Annotated in this window: 19 protein-coding genes, 1 other RNA gene and 1 pseudogene; 11 read left to right on the forward strand and 10 right to left on the reverse strand. The window is 70.2% G+C overall.

What is annotated here, in order from left to right:
* Positions 1-30: 30 nt before the first annotated feature.
* Positions 31-1,368 (reverse strand): type I glutamate--ammonia ligase, encoded by a 1,338-nt coding sequence (gene glnA / locus GOHSU_RS06220; protein WP_005938512.1) that lies wholly within the window; start codon positions 1,366-1,368, stop codon positions 31-33.
* Positions 1,369-1,543: 175 nt separating this feature from the next.
* On the opposite strand from glnA, the gene panB reads away from it, so the two are divergent.
* The 7 genes from panB (at position 1,544) to GOHSU_RS06255 (ending at position 8,781) form a co-directional block, all read left to right on the forward strand.
* A complete protein-coding gene (panB, locus tag GOHSU_RS06225; RefSeq protein WP_005938513.1) occupies positions 1,544-2,389 on the forward strand; it encodes a 3-methyl-2-oxobutanoate hydroxymethyltransferase in 846 nt (281 codons plus the stop codon).
* Positions 2,390-2,473: 84 nt separating this feature from the next.
* Positions 2,474-3,463, forward strand: a complete 990-nt coding sequence (pip, locus tag GOHSU_RS06230; RefSeq protein WP_005938514.1) for a prolyl aminopeptidase — start codon at positions 2,474-2,476, stop codon at positions 3,461-3,463.
* A complete protein-coding gene (locus GOHSU_RS06235; protein ID WP_005938515.1) occupies positions 3,460-4,962 on the forward strand; it encodes a CYTH and CHAD domain-containing protein in 1,503 nt (500 codons plus the stop codon). Before pip ends, GOHSU_RS06235 begins: the two co-directional genes overlap by 4 nt.
* A gap of 90 nt (positions 4,963-5,052) precedes the next feature.
* Complete coding sequence (locus GOHSU_RS06240) at positions 5,053-6,033, forward strand: ABC transporter substrate-binding protein (RefSeq protein ID WP_005938517.1); 981 nt, start codon at positions 5,053-5,055, stop codon at positions 6,031-6,033.
* Positions 6,034-7,002 carry an ABC transporter permease gene (locus GOHSU_RS06245; RefSeq protein ID WP_005938519.1) on the forward strand — a complete coding sequence of 323 codons (969 nt, stop codon included), beginning with the start codon at positions 6,034-6,036 and terminating at the stop codon, positions 7,000-7,002.
* Positions 6,989-8,023, forward strand: coding sequence for an iron chelate uptake ABC transporter family permease subunit (locus GOHSU_RS06250; protein WP_005938522.1), 1,035 nt, complete (start codon positions 6,989-6,991; stop codon positions 8,021-8,023). The genes GOHSU_RS06245 and GOHSU_RS06250 overlap by 14 nt, the downstream gene beginning before the upstream one ends.
* Entirely contained in the window at positions 8,020-8,781 is a 762-nt protein-coding gene (locus GOHSU_RS06255; protein ID WP_005938524.1) for an iron ABC transporter ATP-binding protein, read from the forward strand. The genes GOHSU_RS06250 and GOHSU_RS06255 overlap by 4 nt, the downstream gene beginning before the upstream one ends.
* Before the next feature lie 48 nt (positions 8,782-8,829).
* Here GOHSU_RS06255 and rnpB read toward each other — a convergent pair.
* The 5 genes and pseudogenes from rnpB to cobC form a co-directional block, all read right to left on the reverse strand.
* Positions 8,830-9,253: RNase P RNA component class A (gene rnpB / locus GOHSU_RS16255), an RNA gene on the reverse strand.
* A 50-nt stretch (positions 9,254-9,303) separates the two neighbouring features.
* Positions 9,304-10,023 (reverse strand): annotated as a pseudogene (locus GOHSU_RS06260) (bifunctional RNase H/acid phosphatase); the annotation flags it as partial.
* Positions 9,945-10,706 (reverse strand): zinc ribbon domain-containing protein, encoded by a 762-nt coding sequence (locus GOHSU_RS06265; RefSeq protein WP_005938529.1) that lies wholly within the window; start codon positions 10,704-10,706, stop codon positions 9,945-9,947. The pseudogene GOHSU_RS06260 and the gene GOHSU_RS06265, both read right to left, overlap by 79 nt.
* Before the next feature lie 52 nt (positions 10,707-10,758).
* The gene (locus GOHSU_RS06270; protein WP_005938531.1) at positions 10,759-11,880 is read right to left on the reverse strand and encodes a Nif3-like dinuclear metal center hexameric protein; all 1,122 of its coding nucleotides are present in this window, start codon (positions 11,878-11,880) and stop codon (positions 10,759-10,761) included.
* Between the two features lie 29 nt (positions 11,881-11,909).
* The gene (gene cobC, locus GOHSU_RS06275; protein WP_005938533.1) at positions 11,910-12,995 is read right to left on the reverse strand and encodes an Rv2231c family histidinol phosphate aminotransferase CobC; all 1,086 of its coding nucleotides are present in this window, start codon (positions 12,993-12,995) and stop codon (positions 11,910-11,912) included.
* A 22-nt stretch (positions 12,996-13,017) separates the two neighbouring features.
* Between cobC and GOHSU_RS06280 the strand changes: the two genes are divergently transcribed.
* From GOHSU_RS06280 to GOHSU_RS06290, 3 genes are read left to right on the forward strand one after another with little or no spacing between them, the layout of a single operon-like run.
* Positions 13,018-13,734, forward strand: coding sequence for an HAD hydrolase-like protein (locus GOHSU_RS06280; RefSeq protein ID WP_005938535.1), 717 nt, complete (start codon positions 13,018-13,020; stop codon positions 13,732-13,734).
* The gene (locus GOHSU_RS06285) at positions 13,727-14,218 is read left to right on the forward strand and encodes a low molecular weight protein-tyrosine-phosphatase (RefSeq protein WP_024332829.1); all 492 of its coding nucleotides are present in this window, start codon (positions 13,727-13,729) and stop codon (positions 14,216-14,218) included. Before GOHSU_RS06280 ends, GOHSU_RS06285 begins: the two co-directional genes overlap by 8 nt.
* Positions 14,219-14,262: 44 nt before the next feature.
* On the forward strand, positions 14,263-15,231 hold the full coding sequence (locus GOHSU_RS06290) for an SURF1 family cytochrome oxidase biogenesis protein (protein WP_005938539.1): 969 nt from the start codon (positions 14,263-14,265) through the stop codon (positions 15,229-15,231).
* A 58-nt stretch (positions 15,232-15,289) separates the two neighbouring features.
* Here GOHSU_RS06290 and GOHSU_RS06295 read toward each other — a convergent pair whose 3' ends face one another.
* Positions 15,290-15,973, reverse strand: a complete 684-nt coding sequence (locus GOHSU_RS06295) for a hypothetical protein (protein ID WP_245551689.1) — start codon at positions 15,971-15,973, stop codon at positions 15,290-15,292.
* 148 nt (positions 15,974-16,121) lie between these two features.
* On the reverse strand, positions 16,122-17,060 hold the full coding sequence (locus GOHSU_RS06300) for a cobalamin biosynthesis protein (protein ID WP_005938545.1): 939 nt from the start codon (positions 17,058-17,060) through the stop codon (positions 16,122-16,124).
* Positions 17,061-17,067: 7 nt separating this feature from the next.
* On the opposite strand from GOHSU_RS06300, the gene GOHSU_RS06305 reads away from it, so the two are divergent.
* Entirely contained in the window at positions 17,068-17,877 is an 810-nt protein-coding gene (locus GOHSU_RS06305; RefSeq protein ID WP_024332830.1) for a spermidine synthase, read from the forward strand.
* A gap of 560 nt (positions 17,878-18,437) precedes the next feature.
* Here the strand turns inward: GOHSU_RS06305 and GOHSU_RS06310 are convergent.
* Together GOHSU_RS06310 and GOHSU_RS06315 are read right to left on the reverse strand one after the other, a co-directional pair.
* On the reverse strand, positions 18,438-19,304 hold the full coding sequence (locus GOHSU_RS06310) for an esterase/lipase family protein (RefSeq protein ID WP_005938555.1): 867 nt from the start codon (positions 19,302-19,304) through the stop codon (positions 18,438-18,440).
* 44 nt (positions 19,305-19,348) lie between these two features.
* A complete protein-coding gene (locus tag GOHSU_RS06315; RefSeq protein ID WP_005938558.1) occupies positions 19,349-20,818 on the reverse strand; it encodes an NAD-dependent succinate-semialdehyde dehydrogenase in 1,470 nt (489 codons plus the stop codon).
* Positions 20,819-20,931 lie beyond the last annotated feature (113 nt).

Genomic DNA, 20,931 nt, shown 5'->3' on the forward strand with positions numbered 1-20,931 from the left:
GCCTATCGGGCGCGCCGCCGCCGGCGGGGACTACAGCGGCAGGTGGTTCTTCAGTTCGAACGGGGTCACCTGTTCGCGGTAGGCCGACCACTCGGCCCACTTATTGCGCAGGAAGTAGTCGAAGACGTGTTCCCCGAGTGCCTCGGCGACCAGTTCGGAGCGTTCCATCTGTTCGAGCGCATCCGACAGCGAGTTCGGCAACTCCCGGTAGCCCATGGCCCGGCGCTCGGCCGCGGTCAGCGCCCACACGTTGTCTTCGGCCTCTTCGGGCAGCTCGTACTCCTCGGTGATTCCGCGCAGCCCGGCGGCCAGCAGCACCGCGAACGACAGGTACGGGTTGCATGCCGAATCGGGGCTGCGCACCTCCACCCGGCGCGAGGATGCCTTGTTCGGGGTGTACATCGGCAGCCGCACCATCGCCGACCGGTTGGCCCGGCCCCAGGTCGCCGCCGTGGGCGCTTCGCCGCCGTGCACCAGCCGCCGATAGCTGTTGACCCACTGATTGGTCACCGCGCTGAACTCGTTGGCGTGGGTCAGGATGCCGGCGATGAACTGTTTGCCGGTCGGCGACAGCTGCATCGGATCGTCCGGATCGTGGAAGGCGTTGGATTCGCCCTCGAACAGGCTCAGGTGCGAGTGCATCGCCGACCCGGGGTGATCGGTGAACGGTTTGGGCATGAACGTCGCCCGCACCCCGTCGTTGATCGCCACTTCTTTGATCAGATAGCGGAAGGTCATCACGTTGTCGGCCATCGACAGGGCATCGGCGTAGCGCAGATCGATCTCCTGCTGGCCCGGCCCGCCCTCGTGGTGGCTGTACTCCACCGAGATCCCCATCGCCTCGAGCGCCTCGATCGCGTGCCGGCGGAAGTTCGGCGCGGCATCGTGCACGGCCTGATCGAAGTAGCCGCCGTTATCGGCCGGCTCGGGCACGCTGCCGTCGATCGGCATGTTCTTGAGCAGATAGAACTCGATCTCCGGGTGCACGTAGCAGGTGAAACCCTGATCGGCGGCCTTGCTCAGCTGCCGGCGCAGCACGTGCCGCGGGTCGGCCCACGACGGCGAACCGTCAGGCATGGCGATATCGCAGAACATGCGGGCGGCGGCGGTGACCCCGTCGGTCTCCCAGGGCAGCACCTGGAAGGTGGACGGATCGGGCCGGGCGACCATATCGGCCTCGAAGACGCGGGAGAACCCCTCGATCGCCGAGCCGTCGAAACCGATTCCCTCGGCGAACGCGCCCTCCATCTCGGCCGGGGCGATCGCCACGGACTTGAGATACCCGAGGATGTCGGTGAACCACAGCCGAACAAAGCGGATGTCCCGCTCCTCCAAGGTGCGCAGCACGAATTCCTGTTGGCGATCCATGACCGCACCCTATGCCCGTCCTGTTACACCCGTGTTACACCCCGCCCGGTGCAGCCGCTGTGACCAAGGCCACCGGTCTGACCGGTGACGGGCACCGATGCCGGTGAGATGATGACAGGGTCCACACCGACCCGGGTACCCGCCGCGCGGGACTCGAGGCAGAAATGAGGCAACCATGTCCGACGCACCCGTCTACGGCTCGTCCCCCCAGACTGATCAGGCTCCCCGCAAGGTCACCCGCCTGCCGCATCTGGCCCAGTGGAAGGCCGAAGGCCACAAGTGGCCGATGCTGACCGCCTACGACTACTCCACCGCCCGGATCTTCGACGACGCGCAGATCCCTGTCCTGCTGGTCGGTGATTCGGCCGCCAACGTGGTCTACGGCTACGACACCACGGTCCCGATCAGCATCGACGAGTTGCTGCCGCTGGTACGCGCTGTGGTCCGCGGCGCCCCGCACGCCCTGGTGGTCGCCGACCTGCCGTTCGGCAGCTACGAGGTGAGCCCGCAGCAGGCCCTGGAGAGCTCGATCCGCTTCTTCAAAGAAGGCAGCGCCCACGCCGTCAAACTCGAGGGCGGCGAGCGGATCGCCCCGCAGATCGCCGCGCTGACCGCGGCCGGCATCCCGGTGATGGGCCACATCGGCTTCACCCCGCAGAGCGTCAACACTCTGGGCGGCTACCGCGTGCAGGGCCGCGGCGCCGGTGCCGACCAGCTGATCGCCGATGCGATCGCCGTCCAGGAGGCCGGTGCGTTCGCTGTGGTGATGGAGATGGTCCCGGCCGAACTCGCCGCCCAGATCACCCGCAAGCTGACCATCCCGACGGTCGGTATCGGGGCCGGACACGAGACCGACGCGCAGGTCCTGGTCTGGCAGGACATGGCCGGGTACACCCATGGCCGCACCGCCAAGTTCGTCAAGCGCTACGGCCAGGTCGGCGACGAACTGTCCCGAGCGGCACGCACCTACGCCGCCGAGGTCGCCGAGGGCACCTTCCCCGCCCCCGAGCACTGCTACTGACCGGCGCCGCAGCCGATCGGACCATCGCGGCCGGCTCGCCCGCAGCACCGTCGCACTCCTGCACCGGCCGATAGGCTGGGACCCATGCGCACTCTCTACCCGCCCGTCGAGCCGTACTCGCACGGGTACCTGCCGGTGGGCGACGGTCAAGAGATCTATTGGGAGACCTCCGGCAACCCCGACGGGCGACCGGTGGTCTTCGTCCACGGCGGGCCCGGCGGAGGCACCAGCGCGCAGCAGCGCCGGTTCTTCGATCCCGCGCGCTACCGGATCGTGCTGTTCGATCAGCGCGGCTGCGGGCGGTCGCGGCCCCACCTGGCCGATGCGGCCGCCGACGGACCGGCCGCCCTGCGCGCGGCCCTGGCCGTCAACACCACCTGGGCGCTGGTAGCAGATCTGGAACTGCTGCGCGAGCACCTGGGCATCGACGCCTGGCAGGTCTTCGGCGGATCCTGGGGTTCGACGCTCGGGCTGGCCTATGCCCAGATACATCCCGGACGGGTCACCGAGATGGTGCTGCGCGGCATCTTCCTGCTCCGGCGCAGCGAGATCGACTGGTATTACAACGGCGGCGCCGCCCAGCTGTTCCCCGACCAGTGGGAGCACTATCTGGCGCCGATCCCGCCCGAGCAGCGCGACGGCGACCTGGTCGCCGCCTACCATCGCCTGCTCACCGGCGACGACCCCGCCCTGGCCCAGGAGGCGGCGCTGGCCTGGACGCGCTGGGAGAACCGGACCAGCCATCTGCTGCCCGCACCCGAGACCGACGGCGAGGGCGACCGCTTCGCGCTGGCCTTCGCCGGCATCGAGAACCACTACTTCGTCAACCGCGGCTTTCTCCGGGAGGCCCAGCTGTTGACCGACATCGCTGCCGTGCAGCACATACCGGCCGTGATCGTGCAGGGGCGGTACGACGTCGTCTGCCCGATGCGCAGCGCCTGGGACCTGCACCGCGCCTGGCCGCAGGCCACCCTGCAGATCGTCGACGACGCCGGTCATGCTTCGTTCGAACCCGGGATCGTCGACCGTCTGGTCACGGCCACCGACCATTTCGCCGCAGGAGGCACATCTTGAGCGCACACGAGTCCCTCGAAGTGGAACTGAAGTTCGACGTCGACGTCGACCATCCGGTTCCCGATCTTGCCGCCCTGGTCCCCGACGGCTCGGTTGCGCAGCCGCAGCGCTTCGAATTGCGTGCCACCTACCTCGACACCATCGGGCACGACTTGGCCGCGCGCAAGATCACGCTGCGCCGGCGCACCGGCGGTACCGATGCCGGCTGGCATCTCAAGCGTCCGGGCAAGGCCTTCGGCTCCGGTACGGTGCGCCGGGAACTGGCCGTGCCGTTCACCGACCCGTCCACCGATCCGGCCGAGCAGGAGGTGCCCGCAGCGATCCGCCACGCGATCATGGCGATCGTCCGCGACCGCGACCTGATCCCGGTCGCCGAGATCACCAGCGAACGCACCGTCACCGTTCTGCGGGACGCCCAGGGCACCTCCCTGGCCGAGTTCTGTCAGGACCGCGTGATCTCCCACGCCCACCAGAGCCAGCACACCCAGGAATGGGCCGAGTGGGAGTTCGAGCTCACCGGCGGCGGCAAGAAGCTGCTCAAGGCCGCCGACAAACTCCTGGGCTCGGCCGGGGCGCGCCCGGCGGTCAGCTCCTCCAAACTGGCCCGGGCCATCGGCACCGAACCCCATGTGCACGCCCCGGGCACGCTGCCCAAGAAGCCCACCGCATTGGACTTTCTGGTCCACACCGTCGGTGAACACGTCACCGCGCTGGTCGCCACCGATCCGCTGGTGCGCGAGAACGCCTGGGATGCGGTGCACCAGATGCGCGTCAACAGCCGTCGGCTCCGGTCCATCCTGACCTCGTTCCCGCAGATCGCCGACCCCGACAGCACCGCCGGACTCACCGCTGAACTCCAGGCGTTGGGCGAGGTGCTCGGCGAGGCCCGCGACCGCGAAGTGCAGCTGGAGATCAACACCAGGCTGCTGGCCGGGGAACACGATGTTCCCGAGCAGCTGCAGGCGGTGCTGATCGACGACGAGATCGCCCGCCAGGAGCGCGCCCTGCGGTCGGTGCGCTACGCCATGTCCACCAGCCGCTATCTGCGCCTGCTGGATGCCCTCGACGACCTGGTCGCCAATCCGGTACCCGGCCCCGATGCCGCCCGCCGCGCCGACAAGGTCGCCGACGAGGGACTGGCCGCGGCCCGCACACGGCTGCGCAAAGCCGAGAAGAAGCTCTCCGCCCTGCCGCCGTGGTCCCCGGACTGGGTGGCGCAGGTGCATCGGATCCGCCGACGCGCCAAAGCCGTGCGGTACACCGCCGGTGCGGTCGCCGGGCTCGACCATCCCAGGGCCGGCAAGGTCGGCAAACGGGCGGCCCGCATCCAGTCACTGCTGGGGGATTTCCAGGACACCGTCATCAACCGGGAGCAGATCGCCCGGGCGGCCCAGACCCCGGATCTGCCGCCGCGCGCGCTGCTGATCCTGGGTCGGCTCGACGAACGCGAGGAGCAGCGCGGCCGCACCGCCGTGCAGACTTACCTCGCCGAACGCTGACCGAGGACCACACCCTCGACCGGCTAGGGTAGCCTGCGCTAAGTAACTCGTTGGCGCTGTTGCCCGATCGTCGAAGGAAGTTGATTCCCCATGTCTCGGCCCACTGTCCGATCCATCACCCTGCCGGCGCTGCTCGCCGCCCTGATCCTGGTGCTGACGGCCTGTTCGTCGTCGTCGGGCACCGGCGCATCCGGGGACACCCTCACGGTGCAGGCCACCAACGGCCAGATCCAGGTGCCCCGGAACCCGACCCGGGTGGTCCTGCTGGACAACACCGCGGCCGAGACCGTACAGGCCATGGGGGTGACCCCGGTGGCCGTGCCCAAGGGGCTGCTCGCCAAATCGAAGTTCGCCGACTGGATCGACGATCCCGACATCGCCGATGTCGGCTCGCATAACGAGCCGAAGATGGAGGTCATCGAGGACGCCGACCCGGACCTGATCATCGCCGGCTACCGCTTCGCCAAATACACCGACGACCTGACCAAGATCACCGATCAGACCGGCGGGGCCACCCTCGACATCGCCGCCTCCGACGATGCGCCCGGCGGACGCCAGGAGGCCCTGCTCCGGCAGACCACGACCCTGGGCGAGATCTTCGGCAAGCAGCAGCAGGCCGAACAGATCAACGCGACCTTCACCAAGCAGCTCGACGCGGCCAAGGCCGCCAGCCACGGCCAGACCGTCTTCCTGTCCATCGTCAGCGGCGGCAAGATCGACAACGGCGCCAAGCGGCTGGGACCGTTCGTGGCACCCCTGGATCTCAAAGACGTCTTCGCCGGGAAGGCCGGCGATCACCACCAGAACTCGGGGCTGACCCCCGAGGCGATCGCCCAGGCGAACCCGCAGTGGGTCATCGTCATGGATCGCGATGCCGCGGTCACCTCCGGCGGCGACCGGCCGACCCCGGCAGCCTCGGTCTTCGCCGCGCAGGAGGCCTTCGCCGGCACCGAGTTCATGCGGAACGACCACGTGATCTACCTCGACCCCGAGTTCTACGTCCGTGAAGGCATCCAGTCCTACGGGCAGAGTTACCAGCAGATCGCCGACGCCCTCGGCGACGCGGCGTAGGTGCGCGGCCGCTGGCTGTTGCCGGCCCTGGCCGTCAGCGCCATCCTGCTGCTCCTGGGGTCGCTGTTGGTCGGCGAGTACCACATCACCGTCGCCGGCCTGCTCTCCGGCGACCCCCAGATGTGGCGGATGTTCTTCATCTCCCGGGTCCCGCGCACCCTGGCCCTGATCTTCGCGGGGGTGGCGATGAGCTTCTCCGGGGTCATCATGATGCGCCTGACCCAGAACCGCTTCGTCGAGCCGACCACCGCTGGCACCGCCGAATGGGCCGGCCTGGGGGTGCTGCTGTGCTGGCTGCTCATCCCCGAGTCGACGCCGCTGGTGAAGATGGTCGTGGCCACCGCCACCGCCCTGCTGGGCACGATGGTCTTTCTGGCCGTGATCTCCGGGATCCGGGCGCGCAACTCGGCGATCGTCCCGCTGGTGGGCATCATGATGGGCGCGGTGGTCGGGGCGGCCGCCACCTTCCTGGCCAACAAGTACCAGCTGTTGCAGTCGATGACCGCATGGCGTTCGGGCGGCTTCAACAGTGTCGTGCGCGGCTTCTACGAGCCGCTCTGGGCGGTGGCGGTCATCGCCGCGGCCTGTTTTGTTCTGGCCAACTATTTCACCGTCGCCGGCCTGGGCCGCGACGTCGCGGTCAGTCTCGGGGTGCGGTACGGACTGGTGCTGACCGTCGGGGTCTGCATGGTCGCCCTGGCCAGCGGCGTCACTTCGGTGGTGGTCGGCTTCATCCCGTTCCTGGGGCTGGTGGTGCCCAACCTCATCAGCGCCCTGCGCGGCGATGATCTGCGGTCCAACCTGCCGTGGATCGGGGTGCTGGCCACCGTGCTGATCGTCGGCTGCGATCTGATCGGCCGCGTAGTGGTCGCCCCGATGGAGATTCCGGTGTCGGTGACCCTGGGAGTGGTCGGTTCGGTGACCTTCCTGGCGATCCTGCTGTCCGGGAGGTCTCGTGTCGCTCTCTGACTCGGCGACCGCCGCGCCGTCGATCGAGGGCGGCAGGAGTACGCGTATCCCCTGGCAGGCCCGGTTGGTGCTCGCGGCGGTGCTGGCCGCCGCGGCGCTGGCGGCCTTCCTGCTGTTGCGCAACGGTCTGCACGGTCTGGAGGTGGAACAGACCTTCGGGCTCACCTTCGGCCGGCGGGTCAACACCGCGATCGCCATCGTCATCGCCTCGGTCAGCGCCGGCATCGGCACCGTCCTGTTCCAGACGGTCACCCACAACCGCATCCTGACCCCGTCGATCATCGGCTTCGACTCGCTGTACGTGCTGATCCAGACTGTCGCGGTCAGCGTCATCGGTGCCGAGTTCATCGCCAACTCCGATACGGTGCCGCAGTTCCTGATGCAGACCGCGGCGATGATCGTCTTCGCGGTGGCGCTCTACGGCTGGCTCTTCTCCGGGCGTTTCGGCAGCCTGTTCCTGCTGTTGCTCACCGGTGTGGTGCTGGGCCTGGCATTCCGGTCCGTCGCCGAATTTCTGCAGCGGCTGCTCTCGCCCACCGACTTCGATGCGCTCTTCCTCAACATGTATGGCCGCATCTCCGACGTCAACGCCGCGCTGCTGCCGATTGCCGGAACCTTGGTGCTGGTGGTCGCCGTGATCGCCTGGCGCCGCCGCCGGGTGTACGACGTGCTGATGCTGGGCCGGGAACCGGCGACCGGGCTGGGATTGAATCATCGTCGCGAACTGACCGGTGCGCTGGTGATGATCGCGGTACTGATGGCGGTCAGCACCGCACTGGTCGGCCCCCTCACCTTCTTCGGGTTCATCATCGCCACCCTGGCCTACCAGCTGGCCGGCGACTGGCGGCATCGGGCGGTCATTCCGATGGCCGTGCTGCTGGGCATCCTCACCCTGGCGCTGGGCCAGCTCCTGATCAACACCGACGTCTTCGGCACCGATGTGATGCTGACCGTCGTCATCGAGTTCTGCGGCGGTCTGCTGTTCCTGGCCGTGCTGCTGTTCCGGAAGGGTTCGCTGTGATCGAGTTCCGTGACCTCACCAAGTCCTATGCCCAGCAACTGGTGCTCGGCCCGGTCACCGGCCGGTTCGACGACGGCGGCCTCACCGCCCTGGTCGGCCCGAACGGGGCCGGCAAATCGACGTTGCTGACCATCCTGGGCCGCCTGCTGGCCCCGTCCTCGGGGACGGCCACCCTCGACGGGGTGGATCTGCTCGCCCTCAAACCGCGCGAGGCCGCCCAGCGGCTGGCCATCCTGCGCCAGGACAACGGAGTCGGTGCCCGGCTGTCGGTGCGCGATCTGGTCGCCTTCGGCCGCTTCCCCTACTCGCGCGGACGGCTCACCGACGAGGACCGGCGTCTGGTGGCCGAGGCGATCAGTTTCCTGCAGCTCGACGAGCTGGCCGAGCGCTACCTCGACGAGCTGTCCGGCGGTCAGCGCCAACGGGCCTTCGTCGCGATGACCCTGGCCCAGGACACCCCGGTGATCCTGCTCGACGAGCCGCTGAACAACCTCGACATCCGCCACCAGGTGTCGATGATGAGGCAGCTGCGGCGCGCCGCCGACGAGCTCGAGCGCACCATCGTCGTCGTCCTGCACGATCTGAACTTCGCCGCCGCCTACGCCGACCGGATCCTCGCGCTGAAGAACGGCACGATCGCCGCGGTCGGCAGTCCGGCGCAGATCATGCGCGAGGAGTTGCTCAGTGAGATCTTCGAGACGACGGTGCAGGTGCATTCGGTCGGCGGGCAGCCGGTCGCCGTCTACGCCGGACTCTGAACGGGCCGGACTCTGAGCGGGCCGGACTCTCACCGGACCGGTCTGGGGCGAACGAGCCGACCTGTAAGCCGGATCCTGTGCTGACCGGGGTCAGCGGCGACCATCCATCTGGGCACTCCGTCGCCGGGTACCTCAAGCAGCCAACCCGCGAGCTCGGACGAGCAGTCCTCGAACACTCGCGCACCCGCACCGGCCAGCGGTGCGGACTTCGGCCTTGCTCCGGGTGGGGTTTACCGAGCCGCCGCAGTCACCTGCGGCGCTGGTGCGCTCTTACCGCACCCTTTCACCCTTACCCGCGGTGGTGAACACGCGGTCCACCGCCGCCGGCGGTCTACTTTCTGTGGCACTTTCCCGCGGGTCGCCCCGGGTTGCCGTTAGCAACCACCCTGCTCGGTGGAGTCCGGACTTTCCTCGACTCCGGCCTGCGCGGTGCACCGCGCGGTTCCGTTGCCGCGGCCGCCCGGCCGGCTCGTTCGCGTCCACCAGGATATCCCGCCCGGGTCCGCTGCCGCGACAGCAGGATCAGACCAGGTGGGCGGTGTCGTTGACCAGCCTCACCACCGAGCCCCCGTCCGGGTAGTACTCGGCGATCGACAGCGACGCCAGATCCAGGTGCAACCGGAACAGCAGCTCCGGTCCCACACCGAGCGCATCGCGCAGCAGCGTCTTGATCGGCGTCACATGCGAGACGGCCAGGATCCGCGCACCCCGATAGCGTTCGAGCAGATCGGCTTTGGCCGTCGCCATCCGTGCGGCCACCTGGGCGAAGCTCTCGCCGCCCGGCGGCGGCACCTGCACATCGGCGAGCCAGCGCCGGTGCAGGTCTGGATCGCGCCGGGCCGCCTCCCCGAAGGTCAGCCCCTCCCACTCGCCGAAATCGGTCTCGATCAGCCCGTCGTGCACGTGCACCGGTAGCCCCAGCGCATCGGCGGCGGCCTGCGCGGTGGCCCGGGCCCGCCCCAGCGGGGAGGACACCACCACGTCGATATCGCCGCGCTCGGCCAGCCGCTGCGCGGCCGCGGCCGCCTGGGTGCGGCCCAGGTCGGTGAGTTCGGGGTCCCCGTGCCCGGAGTAGCGGCGATCCACCGACAGCGCCGTCTGCCCGTGCCGCAGCAACAGCAGCCGGGTGGGCTGGTCGATCTGCCCCTGCCAGCTCGGCGTGCTCATCGCTGACCGCCCGGACCGGCCGGCAGCCCGGACTGGTCGGTGCGCACCATGATCGCGTCGCATTCCTCGCAGCGCACCACCGCATCCTCGGGCGCCGCGGCGATGGCGTTGAGGGTGTGCGGATCCAGTTCCATCCGGCAGGCCCCGCAGCGGCGCTGCCGGACCAGTCCGGCGCCGACCCGGCCCTGGGCCCGCAGCCGCTCGTACACCGCGACCAGACCCGGGTCGATCTCCCCGGCGATCTCATCGCGGCGCCGCTGGAATTCGGTGATCTCGTTCTCGGTGGCCGCCAGCGCATGATCGCGCGCCACGACCGCGGCCGAGCGGCGCTCCTGCACCACGGTGACCGTCGCCTGAGCCCGCTGCAGTTCCAGTTCCAGCGCCTCCTGGCGCTCCATGATCTCCAGGATGTCCGATTCGAGCAGCTCGCGCCGTTTGTCCAGGCCGGCGAGCTCATGCTGCAGTTCGGCCAGGGCCTTGTGGTTGAGCGTGCCCGCGGCGAGCTGGGCGCGGTCCCGGTCGGCGTGCTCGCTCATCCCGGTCAGTTCGGCATCGGCGCGCTCGTATTCGGTGGTCAGCGCGGCGACCGCAGCCGCCGCGGTCGCCGCGTCCTGTTCGGCGCGGCCCAGCTCCTCATCGACCTCGGCCAGAGCGGAATCTTCGGGCAGGTGGGCGCTGCGGTGCCGGGCACGGGCCAGCTCGGCGTCCAGGTCGGCCAGGTCGAGCAGTCGGCGCTGTTGTGCGGGCGCGGCTTTCATCAGATCAGCCTCTCAGAGGTTCGGTGGGCGTGCGGCGAGACCGGTCCGGTGATCACCGGCGCTCCGGAACCACGGTGAACGGATCGGTGGACGGGGCGAACACCGCAGCGGTGCAGCCGTGGTCGGCCAGCAGTTCCACGACGGTGGTGCACCAGGGGAATTCGGTCGCCCAGTGGCCGGCGTCGATCAGTGCGGGACTGCCGGCGCGCAGTGCCTCGTCGACCACGTGATGGCGCAGATCGGCGGTGAGATAGACATCGGCTCCGGCGGCGGTGGCGGCATCGATCAGCGAATCGCCTGCGCCACCGCACACCGCCACCACCTGCACCGTGGCTTGCGGATCGCCGGCGGTGCGGATGCCCCACGGGGCCCGCGGCAGCACCCGGGCGGCGTGGTCGGTGAACTCGGCCAGGGACATCGGCGCGGCCAGCCGGCCCACCCGGCCCAATCCGATATCGCTGTCCAGGGCCACCTGTGCGAAGACGTCGAAGGCGGGCTCCTCGTACGGATGGGCGCCGCGCAGAGCCGCCAGGACGGCGCTGCGCCGCCCACGCGGGGCCACCATCTCGATCCGTTCCTCGTCCACCAGGGTCAGCTCCCCCAGGGCGCCGATCGCCGGGCGGGCCGCATCCACCGGCAGGAACTGTCCGGTACCCACCACGCTCCACTGGCAGTTGCGGTATTCCCCCAGCGCCCCGGCGCCGGCGCGGAACATCGCCTCGCTGACCTGCTCGGCACTGCCTTCGGGGACCATCACCACCCACTTGTCCAGCGGGACGACCGGTTCGGGCGCCAGCGGCACCGTGTGCTGCACACCGAGCACGTCGGCGAGCGCATCGGAGACCCCGCCGCGCACCTTGTCGGCGTTGGTGTGCGCCGAATACAGGGCGCAGCCGCCGCGGATCAGCCGGTGGATCAGGCGCCCCTTCGGGGTCGAGGCGGCCACCGACTCCACCCCGCGCAGCAGCAGCGGGTGGTGCGCCACGATCAGTTGCGCGCCCAGCCGCAACGCCTCATCGACCACCGCCTCGGTCACATCGACGCAGACCAGGGCCGTGTCGACCGGATCGTCGGGGTCCCCGCAGACCAGTCCGACCGCATCCCAGGATTCGGCCAGCGCCGGCGGGTAGGCCCGCTCCAGGGCGTCTATGAGTGCGCCCAGCGTCACCGTCATGCTTCTCCTCGATCCGGCCGGGCCGCCGATCAGGACGGGCCCGGCGTCGATGTCAGTACATCCCGCAGACCGGCGATCAGGGTCGCGGTCTCCGCCTCCGAGCGTACGGCCACACGCAGGTGATCGGTGCTCAGGCCGGTGAAGTTGGCGCAGCTGCGCACCCCCAACCCGCGGTCACGCAGAGCGGCCTTGACGCCGAGGCCGTCGGGCACCCGGATCAGCACATAGGGGCCGTGCGGCGGTGCGCACACCTCGATGTCGGTCTCGGCCAGCGCCGCCAGCAGCCGGCCCCGGTCGACGGCCAGGCGTTCGGCCAGCGCCGCGGTGTACCGGTCGCCCTCCTCGCTCAGGCAGGCGGTCAGTCCGGCCAGCGCCAGGGTGCCCAGCGGCCAGTGCCGCCGACCGGCGCTGAGGCGGGCGATCACCGCCGGGGCGGCCAGCAGATAGCCGATGCGCAGCCCCGCCAGCCCGAAGGTCTTGGTCAGCGACCGGATGACGATCACCCCGTCGGGCAGCGCTGCGGCCAGCGACTCCGGTTCCCGCCGCCCGGTGACCGGGTCCGCGGTCAGATCGGCGAAGGCCTCGTCAACCACCACCAGCCGGCCGGGCCGGCACAGCCGGCGGATCTGCTCGGCCGGATGCAGCACCGAGGTGGGGTTGGTGGGATTGCCCAGCACCACCAGATCGGCGTCGGCCGGTACCAGCTCGGCATCCAGGTGCCAGGGCGCCGGCAGCACGACCGTGCTGATCCGCGCGCCGGTGGCCCGCAGCACCCGGCCCGGTTCGGTGAACGACGGCTCGATCAGTGCCACATGGCGGGGCGCCAGACGCGCGAGCAACTCGAAGCCTTCGGCCGCCCCGTCCAGCAGCAGCACCTCCTCGGGGCGGCGGCCGTGGCGGGCCGCCGCGGCGCCGACGGCACGGCGTTCATCGGTGCGGCTCGGGTAGGCGGCCAGCTGGTCGAGCCGGGCCGCCAGCGCGGTCCGGACGAACCCCGGGGGGCCGGGCTGGACGTTCACCGCGAAGTCGAGCACCCCGGCTTCGGCGTCGGCGTCCCCGTGCCGCTCCGGCGCCAGCAGTTCGGTTTCGGCGGGTCGGCGATGGGGGTGCGACATGGCTTCAGACCCTACGGGCACCATGGAGGCTGTGAACGACGACCCTGACCTCGCCGCGAACCCCCTCCCCGACCCCGCCGACCCGGCCACCGTCCTGCTGTTCGACCTGGACGGCACCGTCTCCGACAGCGCCCCCGGCATCCACGCCTCCTTCCGGCACGCCCTCGACCGGATGGGCGCCCCGGAGCCGACCGAGGACTTCCTCGCCGGCATCGTCGGACCGCCGCTGCTCGATTCGATGGTGGCCTCCGGATTCACCGGCGACCAGGCACAGCGGGCCGTCGCCGTCTACCGCGAACGCTACGACGTCCTGGGCTACCGGGAAAACTCGGTCTACGACGGGATCACCGAGTTGCTGGCCGACCTGGTCGCCGCCGGCCGGACGCTGGCGATCGCCACGAGCAAGAACGAGCACATCGCCACCAAGGTGCTCGAGCATTTCGGGCTGAGCGGGCATTTCGGCGCCATCGCCGGGGCCAGCGACGACGGCAGCCGCCGGACCAAGGCCCAAGTCATCGCGCGAGCCCTGAACATGCTGGGCGTGGACAGACTAGGATCGGAGCCGATGGCGACCCCCGTGATCATGATCGGCGACCGTGCCCACGATGTGGTCGGTGCCGCTTCGCTGGGGCTGCCCACCATCGCCGTGTCGTGGGGTTACGCCCGGCCCGGTGAGGTCGACGAAGCCACGTGGACCGTCGAGACGGTCCCGCAACTGCGCGAGGTACTGGGTGTCTGACAATTCCGCTGAACCGAGGCTGCACATCTGTTTCGTGTGCACCGGCAACATCTGCCGTTCACCGATGGCCGAGTCGATCATGGCCGGCGCCATCGCCGACGCCGGTCTGGCCGATCGCGTGCGGGTCAGCAGCGCCGGTACGGGCGGATGGCACATCGGGCAGCCCGCCGACAACCGGGCGCGCACCGAACTGCTGGCGCACGGATACTCCGATGCGCATGTGGCCGCACAGCTCGGCCCTGATCATCTGTCGGCCGACCTGCTGGTGGCCCTGGACGCCGGGCACGTGCGGGAACTGTCCCGCAAACGCCGCAGCGAGCGCGTGCGGCTGCTGCGCAGCTTCGATCCGGCGGCCGACGGCGAGGACGTGCCCGATCCCTACTACGGCGGCCCGGAAGACTTCGTGCTGGTGCGTGAGCAGATCGAAGCCGCCGTCCCCGGCCTGCTGGCGTGGATCCACGCCACCCTGGCCGAACGCGACTGATCCAGGCGACCGGTCGACCGCGGTAACTCGGTATCCTGGCAGGTGTGCAACTGCTGAGGACTCTGCTGCGACCGGGATGGCTGCTGACCACCGTTCTGGTGCTGGCGTTCGCGGCGGCCTGCTTTCTGATCCTGGCGCCCTGGCAGCTGGGGAAGAACTCCGAGACCGAGCACCGCAACGAGTTGCTGCGGTCGGCCACCCAGATCGACGCGGTCCCGCTGGAGGAGCTGGTGGCCCCCGGCCGGTCGCTGGCCGCCGACGACGAATGGCGTGAGGTGCGCCTGACCGGCCGCTATCTGCCCGATGAGCAGATCATGATGCGGCTGCGCTCGGTCAATGAGCGCCCCGCCGCCGAGTTCGTCACGCCCTTCCAGCTCGCCGGAACCAATCAGGTGGTGCTGGTCGACCGCGGCTGGGTCCGGCCCGGAGCCGACGGGGTGGTCGCCGTGCCCGGTGCGCCGGACGGTCAGATCACCATCGATGCCCGGCTGCGGAAATCCCAGGGCACCAGCCCGGGTAAGGAACCCCGCTACGAGGACGGCCGGCTGACCGCCTACACCCTCGACACCGCCCAGTTGTCCCGGATCTCTGGCACCGACTTCGCGCCGTACTACCTGCAGCTGACCCCCGACCAGCCCGGCGGTCTGGGCGTGATCGATCTCCCCCAGATGGAATCGGGCCCCTACCTGTCCTACGGCCTGCAGTGGCTGGCCTTCGGCATAATGGCGCCGCTGGGCGTGGGCTATTTCATCTGGGCCGAGGTCAAGCACCGCCGGGCGCTGCGGGCCGCCGAGGCCGGCGGAACCGGCACCGCCGACACGGCTGCCGCAGGAGCCGGCCCCGACCCGCACAGCCGGGCCGGCCAGCGCAAGCGCATCCGGGAGGAGTTGCGCGATGTGAGTACGGCCGGGACCGCCGAACCGCGGGCCAACGCCGAGGTCGGCACCGGCATCGTCGTCGACACCGACGACGATGACGTGCAGGCCAAACTGGCCCGCCGCTACGGCCGCTGAGACCACCCCGCCCCCTCCGGAGGAATCCGACCTCCGTGGTCGGGTCCGGAGCCGGTGTCTACGACCCGGTGTTCAGCAGCGTCCCGAGAACGTCGAGCACCACCGAGCCGTTCGACATCGAGCCGTTGCCACTGTGCGAGCTGTTGCCCCCGTGCGAACCGTGACCCCCGTGCGAACCGTGACCGCCGGGCGTCTTACATCCGGTCACGACCAGTGATTTCGGCAGGACGCGGTCCTTTTCTGAGGTGCCATTGCCGATGCGGTACCAGATGGTGTAGGTGCCCTCGGCGCTCGGCGGCGGGGCCACCGGATTCTCCGCCGCCGCGACATCGATCGTGGCGGTGCTGACCTTGCCGTCCGGTTGCGCGGTCGACGACAACTTCACGCTGCCACCCGGTGTGTAGCGAGCCACGCCCTCGCCGACCTCCGAGTGCAGCGGTGGATTGCCGATCCAGCGCGCGAACGCCCACTTGGTGCCGGTACTGCCGACCACCCGCCACGGCAGCTCGTAGGGCGGCGGAGCCTCCGGCGGTGTGCCGCCGTCCTCTCCGAGGCCTTCGGAGGCGAACCACCAGTCCGGCTGGTAGTAGGTCGAATTCGTGTAGTTGGTGAGCGTGAATTCGGCGCGGCAGTCACCGAGCGCCTGGCCCACGAGCTCGGTGCCGGTGCCGGCGGCAGCGGCAGGGCCGGCGACCAGTGCGGCCGCCAGCATTCCGGCGGCGCCCAGCACCGCGGTACTCACCCGCCCGACTCTCGGTGTCCTTCTCTGCAGTGTCCGTGGCATTCGGTGTCCTTCCCCAGGACGCGGCCGGATCCGGATGATCAGACGCTGCGTCTGGATGCGACGCTAGGGTCTGATGTGACGCACCAACTCTGCTGTGGCCGAGTCGTCACCGAGCCGAGACGGCACCGATCACCGCGACCACGGCACTGGCCAGTTGCACGCGCCGGGACAGACGCACCGCCGCCCGCAGGTCCGCCGCCAGCGGCGCAGGGCCGCTGCCCAGGACCGGGCGATCCTCGGAGCCGTGGGAGTACACCGTGGTTCCCCCCAGCGAGATGCCCAGCGCCCCGGCGAAGGCGGCTTCCACCACCCCGGCGTTGGGACTGGGGTGCCGGTGCGCGTCGGCGCGGACGGCCCGGGCTGCCCGGAGTGGATGGCCGCTGAGGACCGCGGCCAGCAGCGCGGTGAGGCGGGCGGGCACCAGATTGGCGACGTCGTCGGTGCGGGCAGCGGCCCAGCCGAAGTTCGCGTACTTGCTCGACCGATAGCCGATCATCGCATCGAGGGTGTTCACCGCCCGGTATCCCAGCAGCCCCGGGGCACCGGCCAGCGCACCCCAGCACAGCGGTGCCACCGTGGCGTCCGAGGTGTTCTCGGCGATCGATTCGACAGCGGCGCGGCAGATCCCGGCCTCGTCGAGCAGGCTCGGATCGCGGCCGACCAGGCTCGGCAGCAACGCCCGCGCACCCTCCAGGTCACCGGAGTCGAGCGCCGACGCGATCTCCTCGCCGATCCGGCCCAGCGTGGTGCCGCCGAGCGCCGAGAACGTCGCCCCGGCCACCCCGGCCGGCCCCAGTCGCCCGGCGAAGCCCCCGACCGCGGCCGCCGCACCCACCCAGAATGCGGTGAACGCCGCCCCCACGGCCCGCGAATCGCGATAGGTCCACTGCTGGGATGCCGCCACCGCCGATCCGAAGAGCGCAACCGGATGGCCGCGCTGCGGATCGGCGAACACCAGATCGGCGGCCGTCCCCGCCGCCATCCCGATCGCCGTCGCCGTCCCTGCCTGCACGACGACGATGGTATCGGCGCCGGCGACTACCATCGATGCGATGGCCACCTCACCGCGACCGGAAGCCGGAGTCTTCCAGATCTCCACCGGCACAGCAGAACTGGCCGACGACGGCGTCGGCGGCTGGCTCTTGACGATCAACGGGGCCCAGAGCAGCCACGTCGACCCGTTCGATCCGGCCAACCTCGAATTCGAGTACATGCGGCAGATGACGGCCGCCCTAGACGATGCTCATCCCGACCGCACCGCGCCGCTGCGCATGCTGCATCTGGGTGCGGCCGCCTGCGCACTGCCGCGGTCGCTGGCCCACCGCTATCCGCAGTCGCGGCACGTGGCCGTGGAGATCGACGCCGAACTGGCCCGCCTGGCGCGCGACTGGTTCGATCTGCCGCGCGCACCGCGGCTGCGGATCCGGGTCGGCGATGCCCGCGAGGTGGTCGAGGCCCTCACCGAGGGCACCCGCGATGTGGTGATCCGCGACGTCTTCGCCGAGTCGGTGACCCCAGCGCACCTCAAGACCGTCGAGTTCACCCGCGCGGTGCGCCGCCTCCTGGCCCCCGGGGGGCTGTATCTGGCCAACTGCGGCGACCGGCGGGATCTTCAATCGGTGCGGCGCGAGGTCGCCACCATCGCCGAAGCGTTCTCCAACATCGAGCTGATCGCCGATCCGTCGATGTTCAAGGGGCGGCGCAGCGGCAACATCGTCGTCGTCGCCGGGGACGGGCCCCTACCGGACTCGCCGGCGCTGGAGCGGATCCTGCGCAGCGATCCCGAGCCGGCGCGGCTGCTGACCGGCGGTGCGGCGATCGACTTCGCCCGCCGCGCGCCTGCGTTCTGGGATCAGGCCTGATCGCCGGGCCCGGTCAGCCGGCTCCGGCGCATCCGGCCCCAGGCCGTAGCGGGCGAAGACCTCGCGGTTGGCCTCCAGGAAAGCCGGACCGAAATAGTACTCGGCCAGCAACGTCTCGTCCCAGACCCCCAGGAACGCCGCGGCGATGAACAGCGCTTCGATGGTGGCCAGCCCCCCGTCGGGGTCCAGATCCACCTTGTTCTTGCGCGGGTAGGCCGTCACGAAACCCGGCGGGATGGCGGCCGGCTGTGGCAGCGGCCGGCCGATGCAGCTCAGAAAGCCGTCGAGCTGTTTCCAGATGCAGTCGATCGCCGAGAGCCTGCCCACGGGGCCGGCCGCGATCAGGCGCGGTCCCAGCGTGGCCAGCGATTCGCCGTCCGGGTGCAGCAGCAGGTCACCGGTCAGCGGCTCCACCGGTGCGCCGCGGCGTACCCGCCGGATCTCGAAGTCGTCCCGGTAGGCCAGCGGCAGAATGGTGCACTTCTGCACCCGCTCGGTGCGGTCGACCACTACCTCGAACTGCATGCTTCTCCCTCTATCCCGACCGACCAGACGCCGGATCAGTATCCGAAACCGTTGGTGCAGCGGGGCTCTCCGGTGGTGCCGGCCAGAGTATGGACGACGGTGCCGGCCACCCAGCTGTCGTACGGCAGCCCGATGTGGCCGACCCGGTCACCCGGGCACTGCTGCTGCACCACCACATTGCGCACATTGGGCCGGGCCGGCAGGTAACCGTTGGTGTACGGTGCGGCGACCTCGTCGTACCGGGTCATCACCATCAGGTAGTCGATCCCCGGGTGCAGCGGCCCCCAGTCGTTGACACCGGGCCCGCGGGCGGGCAGGCGGTCGGCGATCGACCCGACCGTGGACACCCCCTTGTTCGACGGTCCCAGCCCGATTAGATGCCGGATCTGGGCAGCCCGTCCGGGCAGCTGGCTCAGCAGCTGCGCCACCGCGCTGCCCTGGGAGAAACCGATCAGGTCGATCTGGCCGGCACCCGAGGACGCCAGGACCCGGTCGACGAAGGCCGCGACCTGCCGGGCCGACTTCTCCCGCTGTCCCAGTCCCCCGACCTGACCGCTCCAGCTGGTCTGTCCGTAGGTGAGACTGTGCACGCAGTAGCCGGCATTGGCCAGCGTCGGCGCCAGGTACTGCCACGCCGACATCTGGTTCTGCGCGGTTCCGTGCAGCAGCACCACCGGCGGCTGCTCGCTACGGCAGCCGGGCACATTGGCGCCCGGCGGCACCGTCTCGGCCGGCTGCAGGTCTCCGGTCACCGTGGCGACGGCAGCATCGATGACCACCGGATACGGCGGGGCGGCCGCCGCCGAACCGGCGCCGGCCCCGAGGGCTGCGACCAGCATGGCCGCCGTGGCGGTGAGGGCGATGAACCCGGGGCGGACGCAGCGAGCAGGGCGGACGATCATGCGCCGATTATCCCCCGAACGGGGCCGCCGCCGAAAGCCCGGAGTCAGAGGCCGATGTACTTGAGGTTCAGGTACTCGTCGATCCCCTCGACACCGCCCTCCACTCCGAGTCCGGACTGCCGGATCCCGCCGAACGGTGCCGCCGCATCGGAGATCACGCCGCGATTGACTCCCACCAGCCCGAACTCCAGGGCCTGCGCGACGCGCCGGGCCCGGTCCAGGTCCCGGGTGTAGAAGTACGAGGCCAGCCCGTTGGGCGTGTCGTTAGCCAGCGCCAGCACCTGCTCTTCGGTGTCGAACTCGGAGATCACCACCACCGGGCCGAAGATCTCCTCGTGGACGATCTCGCAGTCGGCCGGCACCTGAGTCAGCAGCGTCGGCGGATAGAAGTATCCGGGGCCGGGCAGGGGCTCGCCGCCGGCATGCAGCCTCGCTCCGGCGGCCACGGCATCGTTCACCAGTCCCGCGATCTTCTCCAGCTGGCCGGCGTTGACGATCGCGCCCAGATCGATGCCGTCGTCGTATCCGGGCCCCACCCTCATAGCTTCGAGCCGGGCGGTGAAGCGGGCGGTGAACTCGGCGGCGATGCCGCGCTGGACGTAGAAGCGGTTGGCCGCGGTGCACGCCTCCCCGCCGTTGCGCATCTTCGCCGCCATCGCCCCGTCGACGGCCGCCTCCAGGTCGGCGTCGTCGAACACGATGAACGGCGCGTTGCCGCCCAGTTCCATCGAGGTGCGCAGCACCTGATCGGCGGACTGGCGGATCAGGATCTTGCCCACACCGGTGGAGCCGGTGAACGAGACCTTGCGCAGACGGTCGTCGGACATCAACGCCGACGACACCTCCGACGACGACGTGGTCGGCAGGACCGACAGCACCCCCGGCGGCAGTCCGACGTCGGCGAAGACCTGCGCCAGCAGCAGCATGGTCAGCGGCGTCTCGCTGGCGGGTTTGACCAGCATGGTGCAGCCGGCGGCCAGGGCCGGGCCGATCTTGCGGGTACCCATCGCCAGCGGAAAGTTCCACGGGGTGATCGCCAGCGCGGTACCCACCGGCTGCTTGATCACCAGGATCTCGCCGTTGCCGGCCGGTGCGGCCGAGGTGCGCCCGATGACGCGCACCGCCTCCTCGGCGAACCAGCGCAGGAACTCGGCGCCGTAGGTCACCTCGCCGCGACTCTCCGGCTCGATCTTGCCCATCTCCAGCGTCATCAGATGCGCGAACTCATCGGCCCGGGCGGTCACCGCCTCGAAGGCTGCGCGCAGGATCTCGCCGCGCTCGCGCGGGGCGGTGCCCGCCCATCCCGCCGCGGCGCCGGCGGCCGTGTCCAGGGCGCGGAGCGCATCCTCGACGCCGGCGTCGGCCACCTGGGCCAGCGGGCGTGCGGTCGCCGGATCGAGCACCGGGAAGGTCTTCCCCGACGCGGCCGGGACCGACTGATTCGAGATCCACAACCCGGTCGGCACCGGCGCCAGCAACTCCTTGGCTCCGGCGAGCAGTTCCTTCAACGACATCGTCGTTCCTCCCCATCTCTGGTCGCCACCGCACGGTGCGGTACGCGTGCCACCGGTCGCCGCCGCACCCGGGGCGGATCGAGGGCCTACCGTCCAACGTAGGGATCCCCTCG

This window comes from Gordonia hirsuta DSM 44140 = NBRC 16056, assembly GCF_000333015.1.
In the GTDB taxonomy this organism is placed as follows: Bacteria; Actinomycetota; Actinomycetes; order Mycobacteriales; family Mycobacteriaceae; genus Gordonia; species Gordonia hirsuta.